A 12,047-nucleotide genomic window follows, 5' to 3' on the forward strand; every position below is an offset into this window, starting at 1 on the left:
CGCACGGCCCGGGAGATCGCCGACGCCGCCACCAGGGCGGGCGGGCCGGGCGCGCACGCCCGCTCCCAGATCTTCGGCGGCAAGCTGCCCGAGCAGGGCGGTCCGCTGACCCTGGCGCAGACCATCAACGCCACCCTCACCGACGCCCTGCTGGCCACCCCGGGCGCGGTCCTGTTCGGCGAGGACGTGGCCGTCAAGGGCGGCGTGTACGGCGTCACGAAGAACCTGCGCGACCGGTTCGGGGCCGAACGGGTCTTCGACACCCTGCTCGACGAGACGTCCATCCTCGGCCTCGGCCTGGGCGCCGGGCTGGCCGGACTCCTCCCGATCCCGGAGATCCAATACCTGGCCTATCTGCACAACGCCGAGGACCAGCTGCGTGGTGAGGCGGCCACGATGGGCTTCTTCTCCAAGGGAGCCTTCCGTAACCCGATGGTCGTGCGGGTCGCCGGCCTGGCCTACCAGCAGAGCTTCGGGGGCCACTTCCACAACGACAACTCGGTGGCCGTGCTGCGCGACGTACCCGGGCTGGTCCTGGCCGTGCCCGCGCGGGCCGCGGACGCCGCACCGATGCTGCGGGCCTGCCTGGCCGCCGCGGCGGCCGACGGCAGCGTCTGCGTCTACCTGGAGCCGATCGCGCTGTACCACACCCGCGACCTGTACGAACCGGGCGACAACGAGTGGCTGGCGCCGTACGCGGGGCCCCTGGAGTGGGCGAACGCACACACGCCGATCGGGCGCGCCCGGACCTACCCGATCGGGTCGGCCGACAATCTCACCATCCTGACGTTCGGCAACGGGCTGCCGATGTCGCTGCGGGTGGCGGCCCGGCTGGCCGCCCAGGGGTACGGCTCGCGCGTGGTGGACCTGCGCTGGCTGTCCCCGCTGCCCACAGCCGACCTGGTCAGGGAGGCGTCGGCGACCGGACGGGTGCTGATCGTGGACGAGACGCGACGCTCGGGCGGCGTCGGCGAGGGCATCTTGGCAGCTCTCGTGGACGGCGGATTCGTCGGCGCGGCCCGCCGGGTGGCCGCCGCGGACTCGTTCGTTCCGCTGGGTCCGGCAGCACAACAGGTCCTGATCGGGGAAGATGCCATCACACAGGGTGCCCACGCGCTGCTGGCGCGGTAAATTGCCACACACTCGGTGCGCCACTTGCGCGCAGAGCCACAACTGTGTGGACTACCCAGACCGGGACCGGCATCGGTCCCGACCACGGAACAAGGAGGCATTCGACAGTGAGCGCGACCGCTGGTCAGGCCGACGGCGTACGTAGCCCGGCGGACCGGTTCGGGATCGAACCGGACTCGGTCGTCATGGAGATGGGCTACGACGACGATGTCGACGAAGACCTCCGTGACGCCCTGGCCGAACGTTGTGGGGAGTTGGAAGACGAGGACACCGATGAGGTGGTCGACGCGGTACTGCTCTGGTACCGAGACGGCGACGGTGACCTGTTCGACCTGCTCACCAATGCTTTGGGGCCGCTCGCCGACACCGGAGTGGTGTGGCTGCTGACCCCGAAGGCCGGCCGCGAAGGCCACGTCGAGCCGAGTGAAGTGAGCGAGTCCGCGCAGACTGCCGGCCTCCAGCAGACCTCGACGGTGAACGCGGGCAAGGACTGGACGGCAGCCCGGCTGGTGTCCCCGCGAGGCGCGAAGAAGAAGTAGCTGCGGCACTTCTGCCGGCCGGCGCCCTGAGGACGGGCGACCGGCCATTCGACGTACGCCCGGTATCGTGATCCCATGCCGATCGAGGTGGGAACGCAGGCGCCGGACTTCACGCTGAAGGACCAGAACAACCAGGAGGTCGCTCTCGCGGACTTCGCCGGCCGCAAGGCGGTCCTGCTGGTGTTCTACCCCCTGGCGTTCTCCGGCACCTGCCAGGGGGAACTGGCCGAGATCCGCGACAACCTCCCGCAGTACGCGAACGACTACGTGCAGGTGCTGACGGTGAGCGTGGACTCGGTCTACAGCCACAAGATCTGGGCGAACACCGAGGGCTACAACTTCCCGATGCTGTCCGACTTCTGGCCGCACGGGGCGGTGGCGCAGGCATACGGAGTCTTCAACGAGCAGGCCGGCGTGGCCAACCGCGGAACCTTCGTGATCGACAAGGAGGGCGTGGTCCGCTACGCCGACGAGCACGCCGTGGGCGAGCGCCGGGACCAGCGAAGCTGGCGCGACACCCTGAAAGAAACGATCTTCTAGGCCCTCCGGGCGCGAGAAACCGGAAGGGTACGATGACCACTCCGGTTACCACGGGAACCGGGCGCGTAGCTCAGTGGGAGAGCACTCGCCTTACAAGCGAGGGGTCGTAGGTTCGAAACCTACCGCGCCCACCATGCTGGCTCCGGGGGCGACCCCCGGACTCCCCACGTTGCGGTGGTCGCGCCGGGGAATTTCGGCGCGGCAGCCGGGTGACGCGCCCGATGGCGTCTCTTGCCACAGCCCGTCGGGGCCGAAGCTGCACATCCGAATCCCGCCACGCGAGGGCTACCCACATGATGGCGATGCACGGGTAAGCCAGCTGGCTCAGCTGATCCGGCAGGAACGACTCCGACGCCCGGTCCCGGACGATGTTCGCCGCCATTCCGGTGCCCAGAACGAGGAAGGCGAGCCCCAGGAAGACGAATGTCGGCTGTGGTGGAGTGCGGAATGCCGGCACGTGTGATCACCCCGGCAGGGCATGGTCCTCGACGATGGGGTCGGCCCAAGCCGCGTGGCCGAATTCCCACGTCCAGAAAATGTCGTCGGACTCGCCTGTAGCTATGTCAACAGCGGCAGCCGTCAGGTCTCGACCGGGTTGGATGTAACCGACGCGCTCGCGGACTCGCTTGGCGTGACGGATGCGGTACTTGAGGCCATCGATTTTTACGGTGCCGCACTGGTCCCCGGGCTCGTCGACCATGGTGGCCTCGACCGTGACAGACCATCCCTCTTTGGCGGCCTTGTACAGCCATACCTCGAAGGCACGACCCTTGCCGTCATTTTCTGAAACCCGAGCGATGATCTCGACTGGGTCTGTGCGGTTGTCCATCGGTGTCCTTTGCCGCTGGGTGGAGAGTGCACCTTAACGACCACGCGGGAGTCCGATCTTGCGGTCTCGAAACCCATCTACGGCTGGCTCCGGCGCAGATCGCGGCCGCCGCCGGCGAGTTGTCGAGATCAAGGTCTGTCCCACGCCTCATGGCATCCGATCGAGCTATGGACAGGGTCAGGGGCCGGGCGGATGGTGGCAGTGCGGGGGTTCTCCACTGGCACTGAGGCCGGGGAACCATTTCGGTCTCCAAAGCACCGAGGAGTCCCGATGAACCGCCGCCGTCTGCTCATGATCGCACCAGCCGTAGTGCTCCTGGGGGCTGCTCTTCTGCCGCCGCCTGCCCTCGCATCGCCCGGAAGTGGCTTCACCGCGCCCGTCCTCGTAACGGCGGACCTCGATCACAAGGTGAAGATCAACAGCGACGGGGTCAAGGTGCAGACGAACAAGCGGACCGATGTTCGCGTTCAGCGGTTCATCTTCGAGGCCGGCGGCTACACCGGCTGGCATCACCATCCCGGTGTGGTGATCATCGCTGTCGAGACGGGCTCGTTGACGTTCTGGGATTCCAAGTGCCGTGCCAAGACGTACGGACCTGGTCTCCCCAATGGTTCGGTGCTGACCGAGAGCGGCGACGCGGCGGGGCAGGTCACCAGCATTAGCGGGGGAACGTCCTACGTGACATACCTTGCGCCGAGCGCCGACCCGCCCGTCTTCCGGATCGAGGACAACTCGCCGCGCTGCGCGACGGGTTGGCTGCTGAGTGGATCACCGACCACAGCACACTGATCTCAACGTCCATCCAGAACCCTCATATCGCCGAGCTTCTGCCGCAGGTTGATGCAACGATCAAATCTCATGGCTGAAGGGCAGAAGTCGTGGGCGAGTCCTGGTGGGGTGAGCTCGACGTCGCGCTGAACGAGTCCGATGTGGTGGGCATTCAGGAGCGATCAGGAAGCATCGTGCTGTTGCTGCACGTCTTCTCGGTGCCCGAGTATGGTCCGGTTGATCCGGACACCCGCAGAATGCTCGTCCTGTCCGAGCCGTCGAGGGTGCAGGTTCTGCTCCGTCGCGATCGGCTGGGGGCGGACGCCTATGGGCCGGTCGTGCCCTTGCCCGACCTGCAATCGGTCGACGAGTTCTTGGCCTCGTTGTCCTGGTCCGGGTCCATGTACGGCTGGCGGTTCCTGGATGCGCCAGAGTTGATCGATGACTGGCCGGATCTCCTGAGCCTGGACCTCGGACTGGCGTCGACGCCGGCGAGGCACAGCCTGTACTGGTTCAACGAGTGCGGCCGCGAGGAGGACGGCGACCAGGTCGCCTACTGCATCGAGGGCGTCGTGGAATTCGAGCGGCTTCGGGTCCTGCGCGCCGATGGGACTTCGGTTGCGCTGGAGGATTTTGTCGCCGATGGCAAGCGCTGGTGGTCGGGACTTCACACCGGCGATCCTCGAGTGGGGATTGAGGCGCAGAAGGCGCAGGCCAAATCCCCATCGTGGCGGCCGGTGCCGCACGATGCCACGCCGCCGGAATCGAATACCCGCTGACAGAAGCACCGGACCGCATCGCGATTGCGGTATTCAGGATTGTTTCACCAGGACCGCGCGGGTGTAGAGAAGGTCGAATCCTTGGCGCTGCACATTCTGCTGGGATTTGGACCCCGGCTGGGTCGTCACCACGGCGATGTCACAGCCCGCGGAGGCCGCGTCGGCGAGCCGGGCCGAAGTCAGCGCCGTCTGTACGCCTCGGCGGCGGTGCTCGAAGGCCGTAGCCGCACCGGTCAGCTGAGCGATGCCGTCGGCCATTCGGAGACTGGCTCCGCCGGCGATGACCCCATCGCGCCGTGCGGTGTAGCGCGTTACCCCGGCCGCAGTGGCGTCCCGTTCAGCATCCTCGAGGATCTGGCGCGGGAACTCCTCGTGCCACGGCACTCCTTGCGTATCCGGGTGGAGCGTGGCATCCACGACGACAGCGAGCCAGGCCTCGAACTCGTCGTCGTTGCTCGGCCGGACTTCGATACCGGGCGGAGTGACTCGCTCGACGCGGTCGAGGGCACGACCCAGCACGTTCTCGAACGAGACGAGCCGGTATCCGCGTTCGGTGAGAAAGGTGCCGATCTCCGGGTCGCCGAGGTGCGCAAGCTCGATCTGGACTTCGCTGCCGCAGGCGGCGAAGGCCTCCTCGATCTCGTCCATCTCGGCCGCGCTCGGCACTCCGCTGAAGCCCAGCCCGGCGACCTTGTTGAACGGCGAGTCACTCTCGGCGAAGCTCGCCACACCGCCGGCCACAGAAGTGACGAACCCAGTCGTGGCCCCGGTTCGACCCTGGGAGGCGCGGCTGCATTCGGTGATGAGCTGCGCCTCCGCCTGCTCGATGCGCCTGGCCAGGTTGACGTCACAGAAGAGGGGCGATCGGCTGGCATCCACGGAGTCACCCTAGGCCCGATGTTCGGAAGATGGGCGCGGATATTCGGAGCCTCCGCGCCCACCGCCCGGTTGTGCTCGTTACCAGGTCCATTTCTGGAGAGCGTTGCCGTTGCAGGTGGCGATCAGGATCGCCGCCTTGCTGGCTGTCGAAGCCGACGCCAGGCACAGCGCCGTGTTACCCAGTGGCCGGACCGTGCCGTCAGTACGGAACTGCCAGGTCTGGGCCGCTGAGTTGTTGCATCGGTAGGTCCAGATCTTCTGACCCGTCACGTACGTCGACGACGGTACGTCGATGCAGTTGCCCAGCACCCGCAGTGTGTTGTCGTTCGGCAGGCGGGTCAGCGCCTGCGCCTTGGTGTTGTTGCATGCGTACGCCTGCAGATAGGTCTTGATCGCCAGCGCCGAGGACGGTACGTCGATGCACCGCGTGCCGTTCTTGACGCCGCTCATCAGCGGGTTCGGGCTCTTGGCGACCTGGACCATCTTGGCGATCGACGGCACGCCCTCGGAGTTGATGACGAAGAGCATGTAGTAGCCGGGAGGCGTCACGCCGCCGGTCGGTGGGCCGGTGACCGTCAGTGTCGTGCCGGAGGCGGTGAACTTCAGTGGGACGTAGCGCTGCCCCTGGTCCACGCCGTGCGTCACGTCGCTGAGGCCGACCAGTGCCACCTTGCTGATGTCCGTCGCGTCGCCGACCGTGACCGAGAAGTTCGTGTTGATGGCCACGCTGGCCGGTGCCGCCGAGATGGTCGGGCGGGTCGCCGGCTCGCCGGTGCCGTCCTTCTTGAACAGGTACGGCGGGCTGAAGTACTCGATGTTCTTCTCCAGGTATCCCGCGGTCATGCAGATCCCGCAGATGCCGCCGCCTCCGGTCATGACCCGCCCGTCCGGCAGCAGCGCCGCCGTCGAGTGGTACTGCCGGATACGGCTCGCGCTCGCCAGCTCCGTCCACTGGCCCGTCGCCGGATCCCACCGCTCAGCCGCTGTCGCGGCGTTGTTCAGGTCGACCAAGCTGGAGGTTGCGGCACTGGTCATGCCCCCGGTTGCCAGCACCGAGCCGTCAGCGAGCACAGTGGCGTTGTGCTGACGGCGTCTCGTTGTCATGGAGCCGGTCGCTGCGACGGTCGGGATCAGGCCGGTCGTGCTGTTCAGGACGACCGCGGTCCGGCTGGGGACCTTCGCGACGCCGCCCTCGGTGATGTTTCCGCCGCCGACGACAATCGTCTTCCCCACGTCGTACGTGGCGAAGCTGCCGTAGTCCCGGGTGATGGCGTCCCGCGTCGCGGTCCCCGTGATCACGCCGTTTCCCGGGGTGTTGATGGTGTATCCGGTCGTGTACGGGCCGATCAGTCCGAGCTGGGTGTCGGGACGCGAGCCCATGAACGGATACAGGCGAGCGCCGTATTTGGTGAAGCCGGTCAGCGCGCGAATGGCGCCGTTCGCCTGGTACACCTCGGCCGTTGTCGGGCCACCGCCGATGATGACCTCCTCGCCGTTGGCCATCTGCGTCACCGCCGGATACCAGCGCGCGGCGGCCATGTCCTTGCCGCGGGTCCACGTCTCGGTCTGCCAGTTGAACACGTAGGTACGGACCGTTCCGGCGAGCTGCGCGTTGGCGTTTCCGCCGGCGATGAGAATGTTGCCGTTCGCCAGGTGCGCGAAGCCGGCACAGAAGATGTTGGAGCCCTGCAGGTCGACCCGTTTGGTCGTGTTGTCGGCCGGATTCCACACCATGGCGCGGGTGAAGGTGTGATTCGGATAGGACTCGGCCGCGTTGTCGCCGACGGAGTCCCAGATCAGCAGTTTGCCGTTCGGCAGCACCGCCTGGAACACCGGGACGACCGACGTGGCGGTGACCGGGCTCCACGCTCCCGACTGCCCGGGATCGGCGGCCAGTGCCCGGTTGGTGGCGCGCGCCGTCCCGGGCCGTACCCCGGTTTGGCGTTCGATCTGTCTAGCCTTTTCTCCGGTCTTCTGCTCGATTTCCCGCATCGGCGTGCCCACGAGGTCCTCGGCCATGTGCTCGGCGTCGTCCGCCAGGTGAGCGTGCTCCTGGGCGTGCTCGTGGGAGTGGGTGTGCGGCTCGGCCGCCGGCTGGCCGGGTGCGCCGGCGGCTGTTGCCGAGCCGCCGAAAAGTAATGCCGCCGACAACAGAGAAGACCAGATCAACCTACGACGGGTACGCATGGCAGGGTCCTTTCGCCGGAGATCAATGATCAGCAGCTGTGGACGGCGCGCCGGAACCCACGTCGAGTTGTATCCCCGTTGGTGCGAGATCCGCGAATGTCGTCTCGCTGACCGTCTTATGTGTTCAGTGGCGTCACCTTAACCTTGATTAAAGTGATCATCAATGCCTGCCGGACGTGCATTGGGTCCGATTGGCGACTCCATCCGGGCACGTGATACAACCGAACGGACAACCTCGGATGGCGAGTGGACAATTGGCTCCGCACGGTCCCGCGGCAAGCCGTTACACAGGCTGAAAAAGGCGGAAATTCCGAACTAGACCCAGCGGGTGCCCAGCCACATCCGGTCGTACCAGTTCTCGTAGGTCATCAACTGGCCGACAAAGATCGGGAAGAAGTAGGCGAAGCACAGGGCGACCGCGACCATGTACCCGGCGGCTACGACCGTGCCGATCAACCGGCGGTCCGGATGGGCGGCTTCGTCCCGCGCCGGCGTCATGATCGCGCCCAGGACGTACACCACGGCCAGGATCAGGAACGGCAGGGCGGGCAGCGCGTAGAACGAGAACATCGTCCGGCCGTCCTTGACGGCGTACCAGAACCAGGGGAGCAGGCCGGCCACCACGCCCGTACCGATGGCCAGGGCCCGCCAGTCCCGCCGCGCGATGCCGAACCAGACCAGCGCGCCCAGCGCGGGTAGGAACGACCACCACAGAATGGGCGTGCCCAGCAGCAGGATCTCGCTGGCGCAGCTCGGGGCGCCGCAGTCGCCGGTGCCGTTCCAATAGAACGGCACCGGGCGGCCCAGCAACAGCCATTGCCAGGGCCAGGACTGCGACGAATGCTGGTCGGTCAGGCCGCTGTGGAAGGTGTACGCCACCGAGTGGTAATGCAGCAGATTGAGCAACGGTCCCAGGATCGGCGGCTCGTTCAGGCCGATCGCCTCGCGGTAGTGCCGGAAATAGCCGGAGTCGGTGACGAACCAGCCGGTCCACGAGGCCAGATAGAAGATGCCGGTCAGCAGGAAGCTCAGCACGCCCCAGCCCAGATCACCCACGATGCCGGCAATGAGCGGGCCACGGATACCGGCGGAACGGCGCGCGCCCACCCGCCAGGCAACGATCAGCGCGGCGAGGAACGGCAGAAAGAACAGTGCGCTCCATTTCACCCCGCACGCCAGCCCCAACAACACACCGGCGACGAGCAGCCACCACGGCACGATCCACGGCACTTTCGGCGTACCGCTGGGGTCGTAGCCGTTTTCGAGCGCGCGCAGCAGGCGGCGGCGGTAGTGGTCGCGGTCCAGCAGCACCGCCGCGAAGGTCGCCAGGATGAACAACCCCAGGAAGATGTCGAGCAGAGCGGTGCGGGAAAGCACCAGCTGGAAGCCGTCGAGCGTCATCAGCAGTCCGGCCGTTCCGGCCAGCAGGACCGAGCGGAACATCCGGTACGCGACCCGGATCAGAATCAGGATCATCAGCGTGCCGGCGATCGCGGCCGAAAAACGCCAGCCGAGCGGATTGTTGCCGAACGCCTTCTCGCCCAGCGCGATCAACCATTTGCCCAGCGGCGGATGCACCACGTACGCGGGGCCGTTGTTCGTCTCGTCCCACTCCACGCCGCGCTGCAGCATGTCCCACGCGTCGGTCGGGTAGTACTTCTCGTCGAAGACCAGCCGGCGCGGACTGCTGATCCCGTTCAGGCGCAGGATCGCCGCCATCACCACGATGACCGCGGTGACCGCCCACGAGTACGGATCGAGCCAGTTCTCCAGCGTGGCCAGCCGCCGCCGCACGATGTCGGGCACGCTGCCCGATCCCGAGGCATCGGCCGGCGGGTGCGAGGTGAGCGCAGTCCGAGCTGCCGCCGCGATCGTCACCGGGCGATCGTAGGGTCCGCCGTCGAGGTCAGAGGACCTTGTTCGCCGGAATTCCGCACCACCGTGCGGGGCAGACGGATCGGCCGGGCGTTGGCTATGGTGGCGCGGCTGATCATCCACGGGGAGTGTTTGCCATGACGTTTCGCCTGCGCGCGCTCGGCGCCATCCTGCTGACCGCCGGTGTGCTCGCGGTCCCGTCGGTCGCGCACGCCGCCGACGCCGACACCGCGAAGCTTGCCGCGCTGACCGAGCTCGACAGTGACGGCAAGGTCACCGCCTACCCGGTCAAGTCGGGCGAGACCGTCCCCGTCGTGCTGGGGGTCGCCAACCTCGGCACCGAGCCCCTGCCGGGCGTCGTGGTCAACGTCCGCGTGGTCAACGACGTCGACCTGCCGAAGGAGTTCGGCAACTGCCAGTACTACGTCGACTCCAACCTCGACGGCGCCTGGTGCGAGATCGACCGGGAGCTGGCCGCCGGCAAGACGTACGCGCTCGCGTCGTTCCCCGTGGCCGCCGCGGCGCAGGCGCGGGCCGACCGCTGGTCCTCGGTGATCTTCCAGTGGTATTCGAAGGCCTGGGCCGACCGCCAGGGCGGCATCGAAGCGCTGGCCAAGGCGGACAGCGGCCGCGGCACGACGCCCGCTCCCGGCCCCGGCGCCGACATCGATCTCACGGTGCGCGAGCTGCCCGTCCCGGCCGAGCCGCGGGCGATCGGTTTCGCGCGGGTCAAGCTGGTCCTCCCGCCGACGACCGAGCCGACCGCGACCCCGACTGCCACCGCGACCGCGACTCCGACCGCGACGCCCACCACGACCGAGCCGACGGCGGCGCCCGCCACCACGGAACCGGCTGACGGCAGCGGCGGCGGACTGCCGGTCACCGGCAGCCAGACCGCGACGGTCGCCGGGATCGGCGCCGCGCTACTGCTCGGCGGCGCGGGGGCATTGGTGGTCGCCCGGCGCCGGCGCCGGAGCTTCACCGCCTGACCCGAGCGATGTCCGTCGAGGGGGCGGAAGGCCGCTGACCGGGAGCCCCTCAGGCGACGCAGAACTCGTTGCCCTCGGGATCCTGCATGACCACGTGGTCCAGGTGACCGTAGGACTCCTCGCGGACGGCGGTCGCCCCGGCGGCGACGAGCTCGGCCACCTTCGCGCGGATGCGCTGTTCGCGTACCGCTGGGTCCATCGGCTCCCCGGCGGCGACCCGGATGTCCAGGTGCAGCCGGTTCTTGGCGGTTTTGCCCTCCGGCACCCGCAGGAAGCTGATCGCCGGCAGCCGGCCCTCGGGGTCGATCAGCGCCGCGCCGTCGGCGAAGTCGTAGCCCGGCTCGTCGATGTAGCCGAGCGCCAGCGCCCAGAACCGGGCGAGCCGCTGCGGGTCCGCCGCGTCACCGCTCAGCGTCCAGTGTGAAGTCATGGCCCGGTGGTGACGCTCTCTTCCGTAGTGGCCGACCAACTCGCCAGCAGGCGCAGTGCGTCCTGGGCCGGTGAGCCCGGCTCGGCGCTGTAGGCCGTCAGGGTCAGGCCCGGGTCGGCCGGCATCGGCATCGCCTCGAAGCCGAGCTTGATCTCGCCGACGACCGGGTGCCGCAGGTGCTTCGTCCCGGTCAGATGCAGGCGTACGTCGTGCGCGGCCCACCTGGTCCGGAAGGTCTCGCTGCGGGTGGAGAGCTCACCGACCAGGTCCGTCAGCCCCCGGTCGTACGGGTCCCGCCCGGCCTCAGTGTGCAGCAGCGCGACCGTCGTGTTCGCCGCGTCCTCCCAGTCGGGGTAGAAGTCCGTCGCCCGCGGGTCCAGGAACGCGAAGCGGGCCAGGTTCGACGGCCGGGCCGGTTGGTCGAAGACCGGCGCGTACAGCGCGTAGCCGAGCTTGTTGGCGGCGAGCACGTCCAGCCGGCCGTTGCGGATGAACGCCGGTGCGTCGGTCATCGCGTCGAGCAGCTGCTGCACGCCCGGGCGGATCCGCAGCGTGACCGGGCGCCGCCGGGCCCGCGCCGGGGTGTTGCTGGCCCGGGCCAGGTCCGTCAGGTGTGCCCGCTCGGCCTCGTCGAGCTGCAGCGCGCGGCAGATCGCGTCCAGCACGCTGTCGGAGACGCCCCCGAGGTTGCCGCGCTCCAGCCGCGTGTAGTAGTCCGGGCTCACGCCGGCGAGCAGGGCCACTTCCTCGCGCCGCAGCCCGGGGACCCGCCGGTGGCCGCCGTAGTTCGGCAGGCCGGCCCGCTCGGGCGTGATCCGGGCGCGCCGTGAGGCGAGGAACTCGCGGATGTCGTTGCGGTTGTCCACGCACTCCACGGTACGGGCGGTCCGGCCGGCGATGGAGGTTCTGTCATTACCTGCCTCCCCCGGGACAGCGGCGGGCCCGCGATCTAGCGTGGCGGGCACAGGCCGGCGCTTCCCGCCCGGCCCCCTGATCGAGGAGCGCGCATGGCGGCCGCCGTCACCCCCGGCGCCGGGCGGGCCCGCCTGGCGACCATCTACCGCGAGGGCACCCTCGGCCGGCGGCCGGTCGTGCCCGCCG

At 68.3% G+C, this 12,047-nt stretch carries 12 protein-coding genes and 1 tRNA gene; 7 read left to right on the forward strand and 6 right to left on the reverse strand.

Features of this window, described 5'->3' with window-relative positions; genetic code table 11:
• The 4 genes from AB0C29_RS14800 to AB0C29_RS14815 form a co-directional block, all read left to right on the forward strand.
• Positions 1 to 1,131: transketolase C-terminal domain-containing protein (locus AB0C29_RS14800; protein ID WP_360820322.1), on the forward strand; the 1,131-nt coding region annotated here is incomplete at its 5' end.
• Positions 1,132 to 1,238: 107 nt separating this feature from the next.
• The gene (locus tag AB0C29_RS14805; RefSeq protein WP_360820325.1) at positions 1,239 to 1,670 is read left to right on the forward strand and encodes a DUF3052 domain-containing protein; all 432 of its coding nucleotides are present in this window, start codon (positions 1,239 to 1,241) and stop codon (positions 1,668 to 1,670) included.
• A 75-nt stretch (positions 1,671 to 1,745) separates the two neighbouring features.
• Complete coding sequence (locus AB0C29_RS14810; RefSeq protein WP_360820328.1) at positions 1,746 to 2,210, forward strand: peroxiredoxin; 465 nt, start codon at positions 1,746 to 1,748, stop codon at positions 2,208 to 2,210.
• Between the two features lie 59 nt (positions 2,211 to 2,269).
• A tRNA-Val gene (locus AB0C29_RS14815) sits at positions 2,270 to 2,344 on the forward strand.
• Positions 2,345 to 2,673: 329 nt separating this feature from the next.
• Here AB0C29_RS14815 and AB0C29_RS14820 read toward each other — a convergent pair.
• On the reverse strand, positions 2,674 to 3,039 hold the full coding sequence (locus tag AB0C29_RS14820) for a hypothetical protein (RefSeq protein WP_360820329.1): 366 nt from the start codon (positions 3,037 to 3,039) through the stop codon (positions 2,674 to 2,676).
• Positions 3,040 to 3,309: 270 nt separating this feature from the next.
• Here AB0C29_RS14820 and AB0C29_RS14825 point away from each other — a divergent pair, with 270 nt between their 5' ends.
• Positions 3,310 to 3,828, forward strand: coding sequence for a hypothetical protein (locus AB0C29_RS14825; RefSeq protein WP_360820332.1), 519 nt, complete (start codon positions 3,310 to 3,312; stop codon positions 3,826 to 3,828).
• Positions 3,829 to 3,917: 89 nt separating this feature from the next.
• The gene (locus tag AB0C29_RS14830) at positions 3,918 to 4,586 is read left to right on the forward strand and encodes a hypothetical protein (RefSeq protein ID WP_360820335.1); all 669 of its coding nucleotides are present in this window, start codon (positions 3,918 to 3,920) and stop codon (positions 4,584 to 4,586) included.
• 33 nt (positions 4,587 to 4,619) lie between these two features.
• Here the strand turns inward: AB0C29_RS14830 and AB0C29_RS14835 are convergent, their stop codons facing one another.
• The 3 genes from AB0C29_RS14835 to AB0C29_RS14845 form a co-directional block, all read right to left on the reverse strand.
• Positions 4,620 to 5,465 carry a GNAT family N-acetyltransferase gene (locus AB0C29_RS14835; protein WP_360820338.1) on the reverse strand — a complete coding sequence of 282 codons (846 nt, stop codon included), beginning with the start codon at positions 5,463 to 5,465 and terminating at the stop codon, positions 4,620 to 4,622.
• Between the two features lie 78 nt (positions 5,466 to 5,543).
• Positions 5,544 to 7,652 carry a galactose oxidase-like domain-containing protein gene (locus tag AB0C29_RS14840; protein ID WP_360820341.1) on the reverse strand — a complete coding sequence of 703 codons (2,109 nt, stop codon included), beginning with the start codon at positions 7,650 to 7,652 and terminating at the stop codon, positions 5,544 to 5,546.
• 315 nt (positions 7,653 to 7,967) lie between these two features.
• Positions 7,968 to 9,530 carry a phospholipid carrier-dependent glycosyltransferase gene (locus tag AB0C29_RS14845; protein ID WP_360820344.1) on the reverse strand — a complete coding sequence of 521 codons (1,563 nt, stop codon included), beginning with the start codon at positions 9,528 to 9,530 and terminating at the stop codon, positions 7,968 to 7,970.
• Positions 9,531 to 9,664: 134 nt separating this feature from the next.
• On the opposite strand from AB0C29_RS14845, the gene AB0C29_RS14850 reads away from it, so the two are divergent.
• The gene (locus AB0C29_RS14850) at positions 9,665 to 10,516 is read left to right on the forward strand and encodes an LPXTG cell wall anchor domain-containing protein (protein WP_360820347.1); all 852 of its coding nucleotides are present in this window, start codon (positions 9,665 to 9,667) and stop codon (positions 10,514 to 10,516) included.
• A gap of 49 nt (positions 10,517 to 10,565) precedes the next feature.
• Here the strand turns inward: AB0C29_RS14850 and AB0C29_RS14855 are convergent, their stop codons facing one another.
• Both AB0C29_RS14855 and AB0C29_RS14860 read right to left on the reverse strand, forming a co-directional pair.
• Entirely contained in the window at positions 10,566 to 10,946 is a 381-nt protein-coding gene (locus tag AB0C29_RS14855) for a VOC family protein (protein WP_360820350.1), read from the reverse strand.
• On the reverse strand, positions 10,943 to 11,812 hold the full coding sequence (locus AB0C29_RS14860; protein ID WP_360820353.1) for a helix-turn-helix transcriptional regulator: 870 nt from the start codon (positions 11,810 to 11,812) through the stop codon (positions 10,943 to 10,945). The genes AB0C29_RS14855 and AB0C29_RS14860 overlap by 4 nt, the downstream gene beginning before the upstream one ends.
• Positions 11,813 to 12,047: the final 235 nt, after the last annotated feature.

The sequence above is a fragment of the Actinoplanes sp. NPDC048791 genome (assembly GCF_040650095.1).
In the GTDB taxonomy this organism is placed as follows: Bacteria; Actinomycetota; Actinomycetes; order Mycobacteriales; family Micromonosporaceae; genus Actinoplanes.

Bases quoted from the DNA above. Each gene is read 5' to 3' on its own strand.
- AB0C29_RS14850 (WP_360820347.1), top strand. From the start codon at position 9,665: ATGACGTTTCGCCTGCGCGCGCTCGGCGCCATCCTGCTGACCGCCGGT.
- AB0C29_RS14820 (WP_360820329.1), bottom strand. From the start codon at position 3,039: ATGGACAACCGCACAGACCCAGTCGAGATCATCGCTCGGGTTTCAGAA.
- AB0C29_RS14825 (WP_360820332.1), top strand. From the start codon at position 3,310: ATGAACCGCCGCCGTCTGCTCATGATCGCACCAGCCGTAGTGCTCCTG.
- AB0C29_RS14810 (WP_360820328.1), top strand. From the start codon at position 1,746: ATGCCGATCGAGGTGGGAACGCAGGCGCCGGACTTCACGCTGAAGGAC.
- AB0C29_RS14840 (WP_360820341.1), bottom strand. From the start codon at position 7,652: ATGCGTACCCGTCGTAGGTTGATCTGGTCTTCTCTGTTGTCGGCGGCA.
- AB0C29_RS14855 (WP_360820350.1), bottom strand. From the start codon at position 10,946: ATGACTTCACACTGGACGCTGAGCGGTGACGCGGCGGACCCGCAGCGG.